An 18,153-nucleotide genomic window follows, 5' to 3' on the forward strand; every position below is an offset into this window, starting at 1 on the left:
TTCGCCGCTCGGCGCTCACTCGGCGCGGTTTCGCACGGTGGGTGCGCGCTCTTCGCGCAGGAGGATGTCGAGGGCGGGCGTGAGGGGGAGCGGTCGAGCGTGCACGCGCACTACGGAGCGGGGGGAGACGGGGGGGGCGGCCGACGCGCGGCGCCCCTGCAAGGAGACGCCGGGCTGTACTTCCTCGGGTCGCTGCACGAGCTCGTCGCCGTGGGCCTGCACCGCCCGGCGCTCGAGGCGCTGTGCGCAGGGCAGCGCGACCTCGCGGAGCCGCCGATCGATCGCGCCTACCTGCTCAAGGTCCTCGACGAGGAGATCTCCCGCCAGTTCGGGCACCCGCTCCGGCCGCTCATCGAGCTCGTGCTCAACGCCGCCGACGCGGCCCGCGGGCCGCAGCCGCTCGTCGACGTCGCCGTCACCGACGGGCGGGTCGACGTCTGCGACACCGGCGTCGGCATGGGGCTCCGGGCGATCCTCTCACGGCTGCTCATCCCGTTCGCGACAGACAAGCGGCCCGGGATCGATCTCGGCCGGTTCGGGGTCGGGTTCTTCTCGGTGCTCGGCTTCGGGCTCTCGGACCCCGAGAGCTTCAGCCTGCACCTCACCACCGGCGACGGCATCGAGGGGTGGGCGATCCGCGTCGTGCCCTGGCCGGGCGCGGGCGACGAGCCCGATCCGCCCGCGTCCGCCCCGGAGGAGGTCGGGCGCGCCCGCGGCCGCGCGTCGCCGGAGCTCGCCGCCGCCCTGATGTGCTCGGTGCGCCGGATCGCGCCGCTGCTCGGCACCCGCGTGCGCGTCACGTCGGCGCTGCTCGAGGCGAGCGCGGTGCGCGCGTACCTGCGCGACGCGCTCCACTTCTTCCCCGCGAGCCGCGCCCTCGTGCTGCTCGACGGCGCGGCCGTGAACGACGGCCGGCTGATCTCGGGCGGGCAGCTCGTGCAGGAGCCGATCGCGCCCGCAGGCGGCGCCCGTGGCCGCGCCCCCGCCGGCGAGGCGCGCACGACGGCCGCCGGCGAGGCGCGCGCGACGGCCGCCGACGAGGCCGCGGAGGCGCAGGGCCCCGCGCTGCTCGCGCGGTTCCACATCGGCGGCCGCGGGCTGCTCCCGAGCATCTCGGCGGCCACCTTCCACGCCGGCGTCAAGGTCGACGCCTGCCTCGCCCTCGCCGAGCTCGCGCTCATCGATTTCCCGGCCGCCGTGGAGCTGACCGAGGGGCGCGACGCGCTCAAGGTCGGGCCGGAGTTCACCGCGGCCGCGACGGCCTTCTACCGGCGGCTCATCCAGCTCGCCGCCGCGAGCGGCGAGGGCCGGCGCACGCGCGACCGGCTCGCCGAGATGGCCGCGCAGATCAGCGCCCTCATGCTGCAATCCGCGGGCTGGGACGAGGTGGCCCGCGACCTCGCGCGCGCGCTGCTCGGCCCCGGGCGCTGCATGGTGACGCCCGAGCGGCGCGAGGCGCTCCTCGGGTTCCTCGGGCCGAGCGTGGCCGAGCGCCTCTTCGTGCCGGAGAGCTTCTGGGCGGAGCGCGAGTGGCAGCCCCACCTGCCGGGCGAGCGCGAGCTCCTCGAGGACGAGCTCGAGCTCGATCCCGCGGAGACGCTCTCGGCGCTCGCGCGGCGCCGCGGCGACCTCGCGGGGCTCCCCCTGCTGCTCGCCCGCGCGGCGAACCCGCACACGACCCTGGTCGCCCTCTGCCGGAGCCGGCTCCCGCCCGACCGCGGGGTCGCGGGGGCCGCCGCGTCGCGCCGGGCGCCGGGCGCGCCCCCGCTCGCTCCCCCGCTCCCTGCGGCGGCGGGGCGGCGCCCTCCCGGCCCGCTGCCGTGCCTCGGGACGCGCCGGCTGCTGCTCATCCGCGACGACAGCCCGGCCGTGCGGCGGCCCTCGGGCTGGAGCGACTGGTACGCGCTGCGCGCCGCCTTCGACCGCGCCTCGGGGGTGCGCGAGGCCGATCTCGAGCGCGATCTCATCGTCGGCGAACCCGTGGACGGGGCGGCCTGCGCTGCGCCCCGGCCCGGCGAAAGGACGTCCGGAGGCGAGCCATGACCCAGATCTCGTACGGGCTTTTCTCGGAGCTGCTCCTCGTGCGGATCCACGGGCGCGCCGAGGCTTACCTGGAGGCGAGCCCCGCGGAGCGCATCGCGCTCGTCGCCGCCTGCCGCAGCGAAGCCACGGTGCCCGACCTCGCGCAGCGCATCCTCTCGCGCACCATCTACGCGCAGGCGTCGTCGCGGATCGGCCCGCTCCGCGAGCTGCTCCAGAACGCGCTCGACGCCTCGCCGCCCGGCGCCCGCATCGACGTCCGCTCGACCGAGGACGGGCGCGAGATCTCGATCTCGGACCAGGGCCGCGGCATGACCCGGACCGAGCTGCTCACCGACCTGCTCGTCCCGTTCCGGAGCGGCAAGGCCGGCGAGGCCGACGCGATCGGCGAGCACGGGATCGGCTTCTTCTCCGCGCTGGAGATCGCGCCCTGGATCGAGGTGGTCACCGCGACCGCGTCGGGCGGCCACCGGCTGCTCGTCGCGCCGCTCGGCGTCGGGCCGCGCCACGAGGACTTCTCGTGGACGCTCCTGCCCCTCTCCCGCCCGCCCCCCTCCCCCGCGCCGCCGGCCGCGGGCGCTCCCCTCCCGCGCGCGCCGCTGCCGCCGCGCGCCTTCGATCCGCCGCGCCGCCCGGCGACGGGCACCACGGTGCGGCTCTCGCTCGCGCAGCCGATCTCGCGGCCGGCGCTCGCCGCGGAGGTCGCCGCGGCGGCGGGGTTTGTCGACCCGTCCGTCGCGCGCATCCACGTCGACGGAGCGCTCATCAACACGGCGCGGGCGCGCCTCCGCCGCGCCGCGGAGGTGCCGCTCCGGCTCCCGCCGTCGGGCGAGCTCTGCGGCGCGCTCGAGCTCTCCGTGGGCCGGGGCGACGGCGTCGAGCCGCAGCTCACGATCACCCAGAAGGGGCTCACGGTGGCCACGCGGATCGACCCCTTCCCCGGCCCCGAGCTCGCGCTGCACCGCGAGCTCGCGCGGGCGATCACGGCGGCCGGCTTCGGGCTGGTCGCGGAGCTGCCGCTCGGCGTGCCGCTGAACAAGGGCCGCTCCGCGGTCGCGGCGAGCGCGTCGGCGGCGGTCGAGGCGGCGCTCGTCGCCGCGTTCGAGCGCTTCATCCTGCGCGACGCCCTGTACGACCGCGAGCTCCTGCGGGCGGTGGATCACCGGCTCTCGTCGGTGCTCGACCGGCTCGTCCACGGGGCGCTGCTCGGCGAGAGCATCACGATCGCCTCCGCCCAGGCGGTCGAGGAGCTCGACCCCCTCGCGCGCACCCCGACGGTGGCGGCCCCCGAGCAGGTCATCCGCTTCGCGGGCGGGCTGCTCGACGCGCCCCTCTTCCGGTCGATCGTGGTCGACGCCGGCCAGCGGTCGCACGGCGCGGGGTCGCCCCCGCCGCTCGGCCAGCTCCACTGGCGCAGCGCGGCGCTCACGCTCCGCGAGCTGCTGCAGGCCCACCGGGCCGGCGTGCTCCGCCCGCTCGAGGGCGCCCCGCCGCCGCCGTCGACCCACGCCCGGAGCACCGCCCGCTGGCCGCTGGGCGCCTGCGCCGCGGCGCCCGAGGCGGCCGTCTCCGGGCACGAGGCGCCGGGCGCGCGGTCCGGGGAGCTCGTGTACCTCGCGCTCGACGAGCCGCTCGCGCTGGCGTTCTGGCGGCGCCTCGCGACCGAGGGCGCGGCCGCGCCGCCGCCCCCGCCCGCGTCGTCGTCGGCGCCGCGGGCGGCGGTCGCCGCGCCGTGCCCGATGCCCCGCACCTCGCGCGAGGCGCTCCTGAAGGCGGCGGCCGACGTGCCCGGCGTCCGCGCCGTGGCCGCGGCCATGACGGTCCTCGAGCGGCTCGACGCGGCGATCTCCGAGTCCGCGGACCTGCCGACGTCGCCGATCTGGGCGCACCAGGACCTCTATGGCCCCGACGAGATGGCGCACACCGACGGCAGCGGCATCAGCGTGAACCTCGCCTCCTCGCGGGTGCGGGCGCTGCTCACCGCGGTGCTCCTGCGCGACGACGCCGTCGCCTTCACCGCGCTCACCGATCTCCTGCTCCACGAGAAGACGCACGTCTCGCTGGCGAGCTACGTCCCGCGTCCCATGGCCGAGCACGGCACGAGCTTCTACCGCCGCAAGGACTGGATGCGCCGCCGCCTGCTCGCGGCGATCGCGAGCGGCGCGGTCGCCGACCCGATACGCTGGCTCGCGGTGGCGCGGCGAGGGCTCGCGAGCTCGGCGCTGCCGGCCCCCGAGGAGCTCTCGCGCGCCTTCCAGTCGGCCGCCGCGGCGGCGTGAGGCCCTGTCCGGCGTCGACCGCTCATCCATCGATGTTTCACGCGAAGGCGGGAAGGCGGGAGGATGATGGGCAATCCATTCCTGCCTCCCACCTCCCCGACCCCATCTGTCGATGACAGCCACTCGGCTGGTGGGTTCATGAAGGTCGGTGCAGCGGCCCCGAGCGGGGTCCGCCGGGCGGACCGTGATCGCGTTGACGCGCCGGCACAACCCGGCACAACTGGTTGGAACGCAATCGCCGGGTCCGCGCTCTCGCGGGGGATCAGCGGGAGACGAGATCCTTCATCCAGGCGACGTCCGCGGGCCTCGTCTCCTTGATCGAGTCGGCCCACTGCTCGTCGGTCATGCGCTCGAAATTCTCGGTGACCTGCTCGAAGTACGACGAGGCGAGCCCGACGAACGCGCTGGGCGTGCCGCACGGATCGGCCGTGACGACCATCAGCCGCGGCAGGCCGGTGCCCACGTGGAGCACGCGGCCGACCGGCGCGCCGCCCTCGTCGGTCGGCTGGGTGTGGACGTCGGCGATGGTCGGGTCCTGCTCGACGCTCTTGGCCATGTCGAAGAAGAGCTGCGCGTACCAGCCCTCGGCGCCGAAGGGAGATCCGCAGCCCCACTGGATCCGGACGGCCTGGTTGATGAAGTCGAGGTGCTCCTGCGTGAGGGGCACGCCGGCGCGCTCGTTCGCGGCCATCTCGGCGAGCCTGGTCGCGACGTCGTGCAGGCGCGCGAAATACGCCGGCACGGCCTCCTCGAGCCACGGCTGGCTCGACAGATCGAGCGCGCCGACGACGTCGCCGCCCTGCGCGGCCAGCTCGGCGATGCGCGTGAAGAAGGCCGGGTACGGGTCGACGTACGCGTCCGGGAACTCGCAGGTGTTGCCGGCCGTGTACGACTGCTTGGCGTAGAGCAGCGTGTCGTGCCGGAGCTCGGCCCAGGAGGCGAGCTGGGTGTTCAAGAGGCGCCGGCCCCACGCCTCGGTCCTGGCCACGCCGGGCAGCCCCTCGGTGTCGGCCAGCGCCTTGCCCGGCGACAGCTCGCGCAGCGCGCCGAGCCAGCGGTTATAGATGTTCTTGCCCCAGAAGTCCCCGGGGTGCGCGTCGACGAGCACGCGCATCATGTGGAGGTCGGGCGCGTAGGGGAACTGGCCGAGCTCGGGCCCGAGCAGGACGCCCGCCTGATCGTTGCCCAGCGCGGCGAAGCCCACGTCGAGCGGGTTCGGCATCATGCGGTAGACGGTGCCGCCCTTCACCCGGTCGAAGACCACGTTCGAGAACACGTGCGAGTCGACGACGTACCGCTGGCCGAGCAGCGCGAAGCTCGACGAGAGGGGGAGCGTGCCCTTGTCGAGCCCGTTGATCATGATGTGGCTCGAGATCCGCTGTGTCCCGTGGCCCTTCTCGACCACGACCTTGGCGATCTGCTCGTCGGGGACGCCGGCGAGCCCGGCGGCGTCGCCGAGGCCGAGGTCCTTGAGCAGGTCGTCGAGCTCGGGCAGCGTCATGTAGTCGCTCTCGCCGACGAAGGCCTGGATCGTGTCGTCGATGCGCGTGTAGCGGTCGAGGGTCTTCGCCTCGGCGAGCGCGCGCAGCACGTAGGCGCCCTCGAGCTGCCGCCGCTGGAAGACCTGGGTGCCGTCGGTCTGGGTCTCGAGGAAGCGGAAGTCCACGCGCCCGAGCCACATCATGCTGCGGAAGTAGCGCTCGAGCGCGGGCTCGTCGGTGTAGTGGCCGCGCGGCTCGAACTGCGAGAAGTCCATGAGCCGGTCGGAGCCGAAGAGGCGCACCGCGCCCATGCCCTGGTGGGCCTTGGCGCCCGCGACGAGCTCCTCGATCTTGGCGGCGTCGGCGCCCGCGACGGGCGCGACGGGCGCGTCCGTGAGGAGCGCGAGCGCCACCGCCGTGAACAGGTCTGCGTCGGCGCGCGCCTCGGCGCCGAGATCGCTGCCGGCGCCGTCGGCGAGCCGCGCGCGCATCTCCTCGAGCATCGTGGCGAGCTCGGGGGAGAGCGAGGCGAGCTCGACGGCCTTCAGGATCGCGTCGTACGAGCGGTGGACCGCGTACAGGATCGAGTCCGCGGACACGTAGAGCGGCAGATCGAGCGCGTAGATGGTCTCGTAGCCGTAGACGAAGGTGGGGAAGGTCTTCTTCTCCGAGATGACGAAGCCGTTCTTCGAGAGCTTCGCGAGCTCGTCGTCGTCGAGCCCGAGCGAGGAGCCCTGGATGAGCGGCAGGTGCTCGGCGTCCGCGGGCGCGTAGGGCAGGCTCGAGGTGAAGCTGACGGCGTACTTCGAGGCGAACTCCTGTGCGGTCATGTCCGCCGAGGCGTCGCGCTCGCCGAGCAGCGCGGTGAGCTCCGCCCCCTGCTCGGGCCCGAGCGGCGCGGGCTCGATCGGCGTGGGCGGGTCCGTGCCGGGCTGCGGCTGCCCGCCGCTGGAGCAGCCGGCGGCGAGGGCGAGGAGGATCGGGACGAAATGAAAGTGAAGAAGTGTTTTGCGCATCGTGTTCCCCTTCCAGAGCGCGCCTCCCGAGCTTGGAGGGCGCCGCGGCCCCTGCATGAGCAAGGATGGTGCCGCGGGCCGGGAGGCGCTCGCGCCCTCGTCCCGAACGGCGATGATCTGCAATGGCGCGGAGGTGTGATGATGACGCCCGCGATACCGCCGTGCCGGGCGCGTCCAGCGTGGCTCGGGACCCGCGCATTGCCGGGATAGCGTGGTTTGTACCGTCGCGAGGACACCGAGATCCGCCGCAAACGGCTCGTGACGTCAGCCCGCCCGATCCACTACAAGGGGCGCCGGAGGCTTACCCCATGTCCATCACGTTCTACTACTCCCCTCAGTCCAGCGCTGGCCGCATCCGCGTGTCGCTCGCCGAGCTCGATATTCCCTGCGAGATCGTCCGGGTGGACCTGCGCGCCGGCGACCAGAAGAAGGCGGACTTCCTCGCCCTCAACCCCAATGGCAAGGTGCCGACCGTCGTGATCGACGGCACCCCGATGTTCGAGTCGGTGGCGATCCAGATCGCCCTCGGCGAGCGCTACGGTGTCCAGAAGGGCCTGTGGCCGGCGCCCGGCACCCCCGAGCAGCTCACGGCCCTGACCTGGCTTGTCTGGGGCCAGGTCACCCTCACCGGCACCCTGTTCCGCTACATGGGGAACACGAGCGACTATTTCCCGAAGGAGATGCACAACGAGAAGCAAGCCGAACAGGCCCTGACCGAGATGCGCGACCTGCTCCGTATCCTCGACAGCCGCCTCGACGGCCGCCCGTACCTCACCGGAGAGCGCTGTACCCTGGTGGATCTCGATCTCGCGTCCATGCTCGGCTGGGGCCTCATGGCGGCCAAGATCGACATCGCCGAGCTGAAGAACCTGAAGGGATGGCTCGGCCGCATCGCGGAGCGCCCGGCCGTGAAGGCGGCGATGGCCGAGACCTGAGCCCGACGGCGCCCTCGCTCGCTCGAGCGGGCGAGGCGCCCCGCCCACTTCACCGCCTGCGCGGCAAGGACCGGCCCTCGGTCCGCGCGGTCGCTCCCCTGATTCGCCTGCCCCGGGCGCCCTTGCGCGCGCCCGACCCATGCTAGAACTCGGCCGCGATGACGGTCCTCCAGGTCGCCGACCTCAGCTTCGGTTACGGCGCCGACAAGCTCTTCCAGGGCATCACCTTCTCCCTGGAGCACGGCCAGCGCGCCGCGCTCGTGGCGCCCAACGGCGCCGGCAAGTCGACGCTGCTCCGCCTCGTGGCCCGGGAGCTCATCCCGGACACGGGCTCGGTCGTGATCCGCAAGGGCGTCCGGGTCGCCTACTTCCGGCAGTCGCACGAGCTCCAGGCCGAGGGCACGGTGCTCGACGCCTTCCTCTCCGGGTTCTCCGAGGTGCTCGATCTCCGCCACGCCCTCACCGCGGCGCAGCACGCCGCCGCGAGCGGCAGCGAGGCCGACCTCGACCGGCTCAGCGACCTCACCGACCGCTACCACATCGCCGGCGGCGACGACCTCGAGCGCCGCGTCGAGATCATCGCGGCCCACCTCGGGTTCACGCCCGCCGACATGGACCGCCCGGTCGCGAGCCTGTCCGGCGGCGAGCGCGGCCGCCTCCAGCTCGGCGTCGTGCTCGCCATCGAGCCCGACCTCCTCCTGCTCGACGAGCCCACGAACCACCTCGACATCGAGACGATCACCTGGCTCGAGAAGCACCTCGCCGGCCTCGCCGGCGCGCTGCTCTGCGTGTCGCACGACCGCGCCTTCCTCGACGCCGTCTGCCCGAACACGATGGAGCTCGGGCAGCGCAGCTTCCGCACCTACCCGCTCAAGTACAGCGATTACGCGGTCGCGCGCGAGGAGGACCTCGCCCGCGAGCGGGAGCTCGCCGAGCGGCAAGAGGCGTTCGTCGCGAAGACCGAGGACTTCATCCGGCGCAACATCGCCGGCCAGAAGACGAAGCAGGCGCAGAGCCGGCGCAAGATGCTCGACAAGCTCGAGACCATCGACCGGCCCGAGGACGTCTGGGCCACCGCCGAGAAGGTCCGCTTCCGGTTCGCGCCCGCCCCGCGCAGCGGGGACATCGTGCTCGACGCGCGCGGGCTCGGCGCCTCCCGCGGCGGGCGCGCGCTCTTCTCCGGCGTCGAGCTGCTGATCCGGCGCGGCGACCGCGTCGGCGTCGTCGGCCCCAACGGCACCGGCAAATCGACGCTGCTCAAGCTGCTCGCCGGCGCGGGCGCGCCCGAGGACGTCGGCGACGTGCGGCGCGGGACGAACCTCTGCCAGGGCTACTTCGACCAGCACCTCGGCTCGCTCGACCCGCAGAGGACCGCGGTCGAGGAGATCCGCAGCGTCCGCGCCGACATGAACGTCGACGCCACGCGACAGTACCTGTCGCGCTTCCGCTTCTACGGCGACGACGCGCTCCGGAAGGTCCAGGGCTTCTCGGGCGGCGAGCGGAGCCGGCTCGCGCTGGCGAAGCTGCTGCTCGAGCCGCGCAACCTGCTCTTCCTCGACGAGCCGACGAACCACCTCGACATCCCGGCGGCCGAGATCCTCGAGGAGGCGCTCGCGGGCTTCGAGGGCACGGTGCTGCTCGTCTCGCACGACCGGCGGTTCCTGGAGCAGGTGACGACGCGCATCGTGGCCGTGCGCGAGGGGCGCGTGGACGTCTACCCCGGCGGCTTCCGCGACTACCGCGACAACCTCGAGAAGCTCGCGGCCGAGGCGGCGGCGCGCGAGGCCGAGGAGCGCGAGGCGGCGCGCGGCCCGGCCGGCGGCGGGCGGGGCGGGCGGGGCGGCGCGAGCGCGCCGCGCGACGAGCAGCGGGGCGCCGCGGCCGCGGCCGACCGGGGCGCGAAGGCTCCCGGCCGCGCGGTGCGGCGGAGCGGCGCGACGATGCCGCCGCCGGACGACGCGGGGGACGCGGCGGCGCGGAAGCGGGCGTTCGAGAGCGACAAGGCGGCGGCGCGGGCCGCGGAGCGGAAGCGCAAGCGGATCAAGGAGCTGGAGGCGGAGATCGCGGCCGGCGAGTCGCAGCTCGCGGAGATGCGCGACGAGCTGAAGAAGGACCCGGGCGGCGACTGGGCGAAGCTCGCGGAGGCGGCGCGCAAGGAGCAGGCGCTCGCGAAGCGCGTCGACGCGGCGATGGCCGAGTGGATGGCGCTCAGCGAGGAGCTCGGCGCCTCGGCGACGGCGGGAGGCGGGGCGTGACCGGCGCGGCGGCCAGCGCGCGCCGCGCGGCGGCCAGCGCACGCGGGGCGGCGGCTGCCCGCCGGGCGGCGGCGCTGCTGGCGCTCGCCGCGGCGGCGCTGGGGCCGGCGGCGTGCGCGGAGAAGCGCGACGACGGCACCGCCCCGGCGCAGGCGTCGGCCGAGCTGCCGCCGCTCGAGCTGCGCGACGACACGGCGAACCTGATGCTCACGTGGATCGACGAGAAGGGCGACACCCACGTCGAGCTCCGCCCCGCCGACGTGCCCGCCGAGGGCCGCTCGCTCGTGCGCGCGATGCTCTCGGACCGGACGGAGGGCACGCGCGACGCCTTCTATGTCGCGGATCTGACGCAGAAGCGGCCGGACGGCACGTACACGGTGCGGACGATGCCGCGGCGTGAGTGGGAGTCGCTGCTGGAGAAGCGCCGCGCCGAGCACCTCGCGAAGACGGCGCCCCCGCCCGCGGCGCCGGGCCCCGGCGGCTCGGCGGGCCCCGGCGCGCCGAGCCACCTCGGCGGCGTCACGGTGATCATCTACGGCGCCTCGTGGTGCAAGCCGTGCCACCAGGCCGCGGACTACCTGCGCGCGAAGGGCGTCGCCGCGATCGTCAAGGACATCGAGGAGGACCCGGCCGCGGCCGCCGAGATGCAGGACAAGCTCGCGAAGAGCCACCAGCGCGGCGGCAGCATCCCGATCATCGACGTCCGCGGGCAGATCCTGGTCGGGTTCAGCGCCGGCGCGATCGATCAGGCGCTCGCGCGCGCGGCGCGCGGCACGACGCTCTGACGCGCGGGCGGCGGATCGCCGGGAGCTCCGCGGATCGCAGGACCGCCGGCGGGCGGTCGCGCTGCGCGGCGCGACGGTGGCGTCATGACGCGCGGTCCGATCATACGGCGCCGGTAGGGCTCTGCTGCCGATCAGTGCTGGCAGCACTCCACACATTCGATGGTGAACCCGGCGCGCGAGATCGCCGGGACGAGGCGCTCCAGATACCACGTAAAGTCGACGAACCTCGGCACGGTCTGGATGTCGCGCGTGTTGATGGTGAGGCAGATCATCAGGAGCTCTTCCCTGGGATCGAGGAGGAATTGTCCACCGGCGCCCGTCTCCTCGTGTACCAACGAGACCCCGACGAGCTCATCCCTCTCCTCCTTGACCTTGATCGCGGCGAGGACATCCGGCCATCGGTCGAGATCGGCCCACTGCCAGTCAAAATCCTCTCGATCCCCCACTGGCAAATAATTGATGTGTCCATCATCATCGTAGGACCACCCCGCTTCGAGCAGGGCGCACAACACACGATGGGCATTGGACCTGAGGCCCGGAATACGAAGATCGATCGAGACAGAGCGCCCCATTCACACCTCGACCGGTCAGTCAACGCGACCGCATCGCTCCTTGCTGCCCATGGGAACATGCGTCTCCGGGTCCACAGCGGGCTCCGACCGCTCGGCGATCTCCGCTCCGGCGCCGAACACGGCCACGGTCCGTTGCAGATTCGCGACGACCTCCGTTCGAGAGCCAAGGCGCACGCATAATCTCTCCGCGAGGAAGACAGCCATGCTTTCGTACAACCGGTCGTAGCCGGAGATGCGCATCCCGGCATCGAACGCCGTCAACTGCAGCTGGTAACTGTACGCAGTGAACCTGATGCCGCAGTCGTCCTCCAGGTCGTGGTCACCAAGCAGCACGAACTCGGTGTCGAGAAGCCTGCAGCGATGGATCGTTCCAACGTCGAGATCCTCCCTCACGAGGGAGCAACCAAGGACCTCGGCCAGGACGTCGACGAGCGCGGCCTCATCGCCGTGAAAATCAATGAACACGCTCATCGGCCTGGGCATGACCACCTCGGCATCGACCTGAAAGATACCCGGCCCCGATGACGTCGTGAGCCAGGCTCATCACCACGCCCGGGCCATCCTACACCCGACAGGGCGCGGCGCGGAGGTCCAGCGCGGTCGCTGCTGGCCGAGCGCGACCGCGGCCTCTGGTCATCGATGGATACGCCTCACGGTCCATGCGAACGCGCGCCGTGTGTTCCTCACCATCCAGAAGGAGCCTGGATCTCCTCGTCGCCGGCGCCGTGGTCCGTGAAGACCTCTGCTGTGCGCCCGTGGTGAGAGCCCCGCCCGCGCTCGCGCCCAAGGCTGCAGCAGCCGCAGGCCCGACGTCGCGGCATGGCCTTGCTCAACGCACCATCACGCAAAGCGTCAAGTCGTCCCGGTCACATCCCGACGACATCGTGCGCGCGCCACGTCATCTCTTGGCGAGGAGTGCATTTTTTCGACTAGAATAGAGGGTCCCTTTCCGGGAGAGCCCATGCGCGGCGCGCCGCTTGCTGTATCCATCCTCCTCGCCGCTGCGATCGCCGCGTGCGAGCCGACCGCCCCCCCCTCCGAGGCGCCGCGCGATCAGGCGGCCGCCCTGTCCGCTGCCGCGGTGGTGACCCCGGTGATCGCGACCGTCACCTGGCCGCCGGCCGCCTCCGTCGACAGGGGCGCGCTCGCGGCGCTGCCCAGGACGGCGGCCCACGCCGCGCGGACCTCGCAGGTGCCCGTGCTCGTGCCGTCCCGCCGCGAGCTGCTCGCGGCCCCGGTCATCGTGGCCAGGGATCACTGGACGTCGTTCTGGGCAAGGACGGAGTCGCTCACGGTCTCGCTCACGATGACCCGGCTCTCCCACAAATATCCAAGCATTCCACCGCTCCGCGGGGCTCACTCGGTGCGCGGCGAGCCGGCGTTCGTCACGGCGAACGAGGGCATCTGGAGCGCCGCCTGGACAGAGAACGGCGTCTCGTACGCGCTCGACGTCGAGTGCGCCTCGCCCGAGGCGCCGGCCTGTGCCTCGGACGCGCTCGTCCGCGAGCTCGCCGCGGAGCTCGTGTACGTGGGCGGCGCCGGCGTGAAGGTGACGGGGAACGGGCCATGAGCGTGCCCCGCCGCCCCCGCCCCGCCGCCGCAGCCGCGCTCGTCGCGACCGCCGCGCTCGCGCTGCTGCCGCGCGCGGCTGCGGCCGATCCGTTCTCGTACCATCCGGCCGGCGAGCTCGTCCCGGGCTCGGGCGATGGGCGCGCCGACGACGTCGTGTATGCGCCCTCGATGCGCTTTCCCCTCGAGGAGGGCCCCGCGTTCGCCAACTCCCAGGTGTACAGCAAAGGCGGGAGCGCGGGCCCGGCCGGCGGCCAGTGCGACGCGGACAACTACGCCTATCCGTGGCGCGACAACTTCTGTGAGTCGCGGTCGTGGGACATGCCGCTCTGCCCCTCCGGGGCAGGCCACCAGGGGCAGGACGTCCGGCCGCCGACGTGCGAGGCGGGGAAGTACTGGGTGGTCGCGGTCGCGGACGGCACCATCACGAGCGTCGGCAGCTACTCGGTGTACCTCACCGGCGACGACGGGACCCGCTACGACTATCTGCACATGTCCAATGTCCAGGTCTCGCCGGGACAGGCCGTGTCGCGGGGAGAGCGCATCGGGCGGGTGTCCAACGTCTTCGGCGACACGCCGACGACGATTCACCTGCACTTCAACGTGCGGCAGTCCGTGAGCGGCGTCGGCATGGTCTACGTGCCGCCCTACACGTCGCTCGTGGCCTCGTACCGGGCGCTCCTCAACGAGCCGCCCGCGGGAGCGCTGGAGTCCGCGGGCTGCGCCGGCATCAGCGGCTGGGTCCGCGACCCCGACGCCGAGGGCGCGCCGGACAGCGCGCGGCTCTACTTCGACGGCGCGGCGACGGACGCCGGCGCGGTGGGCTACACGCTCCCCGCGGACCGGCACCGGGACGATCTCTGCGCGTCGCTCGGCTCGTGCGCGCACGGCTTCGGGGCGCGAATGCCGCTCAGCCTGCTCGGGGGCGAGCACGCGGTCCGCGCCTACGGCGTCGACGCGCTGACCGGCGAGGAGGTCGAGCTCGAGGGGAGCCCGAAGGCGCTCTCGTGCCCGCTCGAGCTGCCGGACGGCGTGCGGCGGCCGATCGGCGACGTCGAGGCGCTGGACACGTGGGGGTTCTCGCGGTTCTGGGACGTCGCCACCGCGCCCGACGCGATGCTCGAGGCGCTGCCCGAGGGCGACGCGTTCCCGGGGTCGCCGCTGCTCGTCCGCGGCGACGACGGCGCGACCTCCGTGTGGCTCGTCGACGGCGCCGCGCGGCGGGCCGTGCCGGACGCCGAGGCCGCCGCCGCGTGGACGCTCGATCCGGGCGAGGCCGTCGTCTGGCCGGTCGCGCGGCTCGCCGCGCTGCCGCTCGGGCCGGCGCTGCCGCCGCGCCCGTTCCTGGCGCAGGGCTCCGGGCCGGCGCTCTACGTCATCGACACGCCCTCGCCGCGCGGCGAGGGCGGCGGCGCGGGCGCCGACGGGGCCGGCGGCTCCGGCGGGATCGGCGGCGCCGGGGGCGCCGCGGAGGAGGACGAGCCCCACATGAACGGCGGCATCCACGGGCAGGTCCGATGCGAGTGCGGGGCCGCCGGCGCGGGCAGCGCGGGCGGGGCAGCGGCGGGCTGGCAGCAGCTCGGGCTGCTCGCGGCGGCGGCGGCGCTCGTCGCGGCGCGCCGGCGCTCGGCCGAGCGGAGGCGGCACGGCGGAGACGCGTCGCCCGACCTCGTCGGCCCTCGTCTACCTTGATCCCGGCCGCGCGCGCCCGACCTCGTCAGCCCTCGTGGATCTTGATCCCGGGGATGGTCCGCAGCGGGCTCGCGTCCTCGACCCGCGAGCCCTCGAGGTAGACGTTCTTCAGGCTCTTGAGCCCCTGGAGCGGCGACACGTCGCTCACCCGCGTCCGCTTCATCTGGAGCATCTCGAGCTTCTTCAGGCCGGCGAGCGGGCTCAGATCCGTCACCTCGGTCTCGTCGAGCTGGAGCTCGGTCAGGTTGGTGAGCCCGGCGAGCGGCGAGATGTCGCTGACCGGCGTGCGGCCGATGTCGAGCCGGTCGAGCTTCACGAGGCCGGCGAGCGGCGAGAGGTCCTTGACCAGGGTGGCCGACACGCGCAGCGACTCGAGCCGGAGCAGGCCCTTGATCGGGCGGAGATCGTCGATCTTGCCGGGCGGCAGGTAGAGGCCTTTGACGCCCGTGAGCTCGGAGAAGATGCACGGATCGAGCTCGTCGAGCCCCTGGGCGTCGGACAGGTTCATCGTCTTGATGTTCTTGAGCTCGGCGCGCTTGATCGGCCCCTCGGGCTTCTGGAGCTGCTGCCGCACCCGCGCCTCGAGCGCAGGATGAGAGAACGTCACCGGGTCGCTCTTGCTGGTGCACACGACCTCTTGCCGCTTCGGCGGCGCGCTGGCCACGGCCGCAGGGCTCGCCGCGGGGGGCGCGGACGCAGGCGCCTGCGCGGCGGGCGCGGCCGAGGCCGCCGGAGCGGAGGGCTTCGCGGGCTCGTCACAGCCCGAGAGCGAGAGAGCAAGGCCAAGGGACGCAAGCACCAGAGGACGATTCATCGCGTCGATGATACACGAGACCGCGAAAGAAAACCGCCGTCGCAAAGCACGCTCATGGATCGGATCGCGCGCGCCAGACAGGTCTTCACCGGGTCGGCCGGCGCCGCAGCCGCGCTCCCGGCGGAGCTCGAGGGAACATGGATCGATCCCGAGCGTTAATCTTCGATCCGGACGGAGTCATCATCGACACGGAGGCGCTGCACGCGGGGGCGCCACGAGAACGCCGGCAGGCGAGGCGCGCTACAGGGGCAAGAGCAGCAGCCCCTGCCGGGAGTCGAGCTGCTCCGAGAACCACTCCCGGTGACGCCGCTCCACGGCGAGCGACTGGCTCAGGGCGTCGCGCGCGCGGTCGGAGAGGCCCTCTCGGGACGCGAGCATCCGCTCGTAGACAGCGCAGCTATCTTCTTCGTAATGCCTCATCGCCTCCAGGATCGCGCGGTCTCCAACGATCCCGTGGGTCAGCGCTCTGCTCTTCAGCTTGGGTCGGACGACGGTGTCCAGGGGGGGTTCACCGAGCTCCTGGGCCAGGGCGGCGAGCTCCTCGAGGTGGCGTTCGTGGTCTTTCAGGAAGCTCGCGAGCCGGCTCTTGTCGCCTGGGCGGCTCATCCGCGCGAGCGCCGTTGCGAGCGCGTCCACCGCGGACCAATTGAGCTCGATCAGTTCAGCCAAAGACCCGATGAAGGCGGCCTCGCCGCCGATCACGGACGCCATGGAATATCGCTCCTCTCACCGCGGAAGCTCGACCGCCCGCGAAGAGAGAGGTGGGCGGATGCTTCTCCAGGTCTTCGACGCTCGCAAGCCCGGTGCCGGAGCCCGCCTGTGCAGCGGCGATGCATCGCGGCGCGCGCGTCGTCCAGGAACCCCGCGGCTTTCCGCGCTCGTCATCTTCCCCGCGCCGCCCGCGCCGCCTGCGCCGCTCGCCGGAGCCCGCGCGCACGGCGGAATGCGAAGGCGCGACCCAGATCGAGGCTGCGGCCCCACGGCGGGGACGGGACCGCGAGGCGCCGCGGCTCAGGAGGGCTGCTCGCGCCGGGCGATGCAGCGATGGGCCCGGCGCGTCCTGGACATGAGCGCCCGCCCTCCCGCCGTGAGCGGAGGTCTCGTCGCCGAGATCAGGAGAGGAGAGGCGATCGGTGGAAGAGAGCGCCCGGGCAGCGCGGCGCGGGTGAGGCCGCTACTTCTTGCCGAAGAGGCCGCCGAGGGAGCCCGCGAGGCTGCCCACGTCCAGGTTGGCGATGGCGGGGGCCGCCGCGCCGAGCGCGGTGTCGACGTGGGCGGCGAGCGGAGCGGGGAGCTTCGCTTTGAGGAAATTGACCACCGTCTCCACGGCCACGCGGGCCTTGTCTTCCGAGATGCCAACCTTCTCTGCGACCTGCCGTACCAGCTCGTCCATGGCCTCGACGCTCATCCTTTCTGCGCGACCCGCGCATCCGGGGAGAGAGCATCCACGCGCCGATCGGCGCGGGCAAGGGAATTCAGCGCCGCGCGCTGGGCCACGTGGCGCTCGCACCGGCGCGCCGCGGGCAGCGCCCCACGGCGGAGATCGCCGTTCCTCGAGCGGGCGACGCGCTGCTGGGAGAATCGAGCCGCCAGGGTGTCGAGAGCGCCAGGGGACGAGAGAGAGAGAGAGACGAGAGACCGCGGAGCAGCATCGGGGAAGGCGGCGGAGCGCTCTCCTCCGCCGCGGAACCCATGTCGGAGCGAGGGATCGTGACGAGATCGAGACGTCAGGTTTTCTCGGCAACGCAGAAGATGTAGGGGGACGTGACGGGGTTCGGCGCGGGGACCAGACCACGTGCGTCGAGCGCCCACACGACGTTGCACACCACGGACGCCGCGCCCACCGCCGGGACGCGGAGCCAGCGCGGCCCGATGCTGCCCACGCCGAAGAGGCTCACGTCTATCGGGAGGACGTACTCGCTCCACAGGACGTTGAACCCCGCATCGCGATGCGCCCGCACCAGCGCCTCACGGTCGAGCGGCACATGGACGTCGTAGTTGGCCCGGTCGGTCAGCTTGGTCACCCACCCGACGAGCCCGCACATGTTCGGGATCTCCGTGATGATCCGCCCGCCTGGGCGCAGGTAACGAGCGCACGCGCGCAGGCAGCCGGCCGTGTCCTCGAAGTGCTCGACCACGCCGTTCGACACGACGACGTCGAAGGCGCCCACCAAGCGCTCCGGCGGATCGAACAGGTCCGCGCACACGACCTCTCCCGGGATGCCAGCGCGCGCGAGGATCTCCCGCTCCTGCTCGCAACCGATCTCGGTGTAGTCGAGACCGCTGATCTGAAAGCCAAACTCCCGGGCGAGGTAGGGGAGCCAGGCCGATCGGCCGCAGCCGACCTCCAGCAGCCGCTGGCCCTTCGTCTCCATCCCCTCGAACGCGCGAACGAACTGACGATGAAAGGCCTGGAGCACGTATTGCCGTAGCCCGCGCGCGCGCGGGTCAACCGGCTTCGGGATCGACCGTTGCGACCACACTCGACTCCAGTGCGCTTTTCCTGCCTTGTCTCCGGCAGATGACGTCACGTCGCTCATCGCATCCTCTCCAGGGAAGGCCGCCGATCGGGCGATGCCGCGCGGAACCAAAACACGGTTCTCCACCTCGGTCCAGGACAAAGCTGCGCTGTTGCCGCGGTGCGGCACGCCAGCCGAAGGGGCCAGCGCGCGGCTCGGCGGGTCTGAGGTCCCTTCTCTCCGAGACCATGGACGG

Annotated in this window: 14 protein-coding genes; 7 read left to right on the forward strand and 7 right to left on the reverse strand. The window is 73.0% G+C overall.

Annotation, left to right across the window (positions count from 1 at the left end; all coding sequences use genetic code 11):
• Positions 1-99 precede the first annotated feature (99 nt).
• Together WME76_RS31120 and WME76_RS31125 are read left to right on the forward strand one after the other, a co-directional pair.
• Positions 100-2,043, forward strand: a complete 1,944-nt coding sequence (locus WME76_RS31120; RefSeq protein WP_437955879.1) for an ATP-binding protein — start codon at positions 100-102, stop codon at positions 2,041-2,043.
• A complete protein-coding gene (locus WME76_RS31125) occupies positions 2,040-4,319 on the forward strand; it encodes an ATP-binding protein (protein WP_437955880.1) in 2,280 nt (759 codons plus the stop codon). Before WME76_RS31120 ends, WME76_RS31125 begins: the two co-directional genes overlap by 4 nt.
• A 262-nt stretch (positions 4,320-4,581) precedes the next feature.
• Here WME76_RS31125 and WME76_RS31130 read toward each other — a convergent pair whose 3' ends face one another.
• Positions 4,582-6,816, reverse strand: coding sequence for a DUF3160 domain-containing protein (locus tag WME76_RS31130; RefSeq protein WP_437955881.1), 2,235 nt, complete (start codon positions 6,814-6,816; stop codon positions 4,582-4,584).
• A 308-nt stretch (positions 6,817-7,124) separates the two neighbouring features.
• Between WME76_RS31130 and WME76_RS31135 the strand changes: the two genes are divergently transcribed.
• The 3 genes from WME76_RS31135 to WME76_RS31145 all read left to right on the forward strand — a co-directional run bounded on the left by WME76_RS31135 (position 7,125) and on the right by WME76_RS31145 (position 10,791).
• Positions 7,125-7,751: a glutathione S-transferase family protein gene (locus tag WME76_RS31135; RefSeq protein ID WP_437955882.1), complete on the forward strand. Its 627-nt coding sequence runs from the start codon at positions 7,125-7,127 to the stop codon at positions 7,749-7,751.
• A gap of 158 nt (positions 7,752-7,909) precedes the next feature.
• A complete protein-coding gene (locus WME76_RS31140) occupies positions 7,910-10,006 on the forward strand; it encodes an ABC-F family ATP-binding cassette domain-containing protein (RefSeq protein WP_437955883.1) in 2,097 nt (698 codons plus the stop codon).
• Complete coding sequence (locus WME76_RS31145; protein ID WP_437955884.1) at positions 10,003-10,791, forward strand: glutaredoxin family protein; 789 nt, start codon at positions 10,003-10,005, stop codon at positions 10,789-10,791. The genes WME76_RS31140 and WME76_RS31145 overlap by 4 nt, the downstream gene beginning before the upstream one ends.
• Before the next feature lie 131 nt (positions 10,792-10,922).
• Here WME76_RS31145 and WME76_RS31150 read toward each other — a convergent pair whose 3' ends face one another.
• A complete protein-coding gene (locus tag WME76_RS31150; protein WP_437955885.1) occupies positions 10,923-11,363 on the reverse strand; it encodes a hypothetical protein in 441 nt (146 codons plus the stop codon).
• 15 nt (positions 11,364-11,378) lie between these two features.
• Positions 11,379-11,834, reverse strand: coding sequence for a hypothetical protein (locus WME76_RS31155; protein ID WP_437955886.1), 456 nt, complete (start codon positions 11,832-11,834; stop codon positions 11,379-11,381).
• Between the two features lie 490 nt (positions 11,835-12,324).
• On the opposite strand from WME76_RS31155, the gene WME76_RS31160 reads away from it, so the two are divergent.
• Positions 12,325-12,933 carry a hypothetical protein gene (locus WME76_RS31160; RefSeq protein ID WP_437955887.1) on the forward strand — a complete coding sequence of 203 codons (609 nt, stop codon included), beginning with the start codon at positions 12,325-12,327 and terminating at the stop codon, positions 12,931-12,933.
• Positions 12,930-14,624: a M23 family metallopeptidase gene (locus WME76_RS31165; RefSeq protein ID WP_437955888.1), complete on the forward strand. Its 1,695-nt coding sequence runs from the start codon at positions 12,930-12,932 to the stop codon at positions 14,622-14,624. The genes WME76_RS31160 and WME76_RS31165 overlap by 4 nt, the downstream gene beginning before the upstream one ends.
• A gap of 25 nt (positions 14,625-14,649) precedes the next feature.
• On the opposite strand, the gene WME76_RS31170 is transcribed toward WME76_RS31165, so the two are convergent.
• From WME76_RS31170 to WME76_RS31185, 4 genes are all read right to left on the reverse strand, one after another.
• Positions 14,650-15,438 (reverse strand): leucine-rich repeat domain-containing protein, encoded by a 789-nt coding sequence (locus WME76_RS31170; RefSeq protein WP_437955889.1) that lies wholly within the window; start codon positions 15,436-15,438, stop codon positions 14,650-14,652.
• Between the two features lie 240 nt (positions 15,439-15,678).
• Positions 15,679-16,149: a ferritin-like domain-containing protein gene (locus WME76_RS31175; RefSeq protein ID WP_437955890.1), complete on the reverse strand. Its 471-nt coding sequence runs from the start codon at positions 16,147-16,149 to the stop codon at positions 15,679-15,681.
• Positions 16,150-16,612: 463 nt separating this feature from the next.
• Positions 16,613-16,846: a hypothetical protein gene (locus WME76_RS31180; RefSeq protein ID WP_081427035.1), complete on the reverse strand. Its 234-nt coding sequence runs from the start codon at positions 16,844-16,846 to the stop codon at positions 16,613-16,615.
• A gap of 319 nt (positions 16,847-17,165) precedes the next feature.
• Positions 17,166-18,086 carry a class I SAM-dependent methyltransferase gene (locus tag WME76_RS31185; protein ID WP_437955891.1) on the reverse strand — a complete coding sequence of 307 codons (921 nt, stop codon included), beginning with the start codon at positions 18,084-18,086 and terminating at the stop codon, positions 17,166-17,168.
• Between the last annotated feature and the right edge of the window lie 67 nt (positions 18,087-18,153).

Origin of the sequence: Sorangium sp. So ce119 (assembly GCF_051524405.1) — a bacterium.
Lineage (GTDB): Bacteria > Myxococcota_A > Polyangia > Polyangiales > Polyangiaceae > Sorangium > Sorangium cellulosum_G.

Excerpts from the sequence above, each read along its gene's own strand:
- WME76_RS31155 (WP_437955886.1), bottom strand. The coding sequence starts at position 11,834 with ATGAGCGTGTTCATTGATTTTCACGGCGATGAGGCCGCGCTCGTCGAC.
- WME76_RS31180 (WP_081427035.1), bottom strand. The coding sequence starts at position 16,846 with ATGAGCGTCGAGGCCATGGACGAGCTGGTACGGCAGGTCGCAGAGAAG.
- WME76_RS31165 (WP_437955888.1), top strand. The coding sequence starts at position 12,930 with ATGAGCGTGCCCCGCCGCCCCCGCCCCGCCGCCGCAGCCGCGCTCGTC.
- WME76_RS31150 (WP_437955885.1), bottom strand. The coding sequence starts at position 11,363 with ATGGGGCGCTCTGTCTCGATCGATCTTCGTATTCCGGGCCTCAGGTCC.
- WME76_RS31130 (WP_437955881.1), bottom strand. The coding sequence starts at position 6,816 with ATGCGCAAAACACTTCTTCACTTTCATTTCGTCCCGATCCTCCTCGCC.
- WME76_RS31125 (WP_437955880.1), top strand. The coding sequence starts at position 2,040 with ATGACCCAGATCTCGTACGGGCTTTTCTCGGAGCTGCTCCTCGTGCGG.
- WME76_RS31140 (WP_437955883.1), top strand. The coding sequence starts at position 7,910 with ATGACGGTCCTCCAGGTCGCCGACCTCAGCTTCGGTTACGGCGCCGAC.
- WME76_RS31160 (WP_437955887.1), top strand. The coding sequence starts at position 12,325 with ATGCGCGGCGCGCCGCTTGCTGTATCCATCCTCCTCGCCGCTGCGATC.
- WME76_RS31170 (WP_437955889.1), bottom strand. The coding sequence starts at position 15,438 with ATGAATCGTCCTCTGGTGCTTGCGTCCCTTGGCCTTGCTCTCTCGCTC.
- WME76_RS31135 (WP_437955882.1), top strand. The coding sequence starts at position 7,125 with ATGTCCATCACGTTCTACTACTCCCCTCAGTCCAGCGCTGGCCGCATC.
- WME76_RS31175 (WP_437955890.1), bottom strand. The coding sequence starts at position 16,149 with ATGGCGTCCGTGATCGGCGGCGAGGCCGCCTTCATCGGGTCTTTGGCT.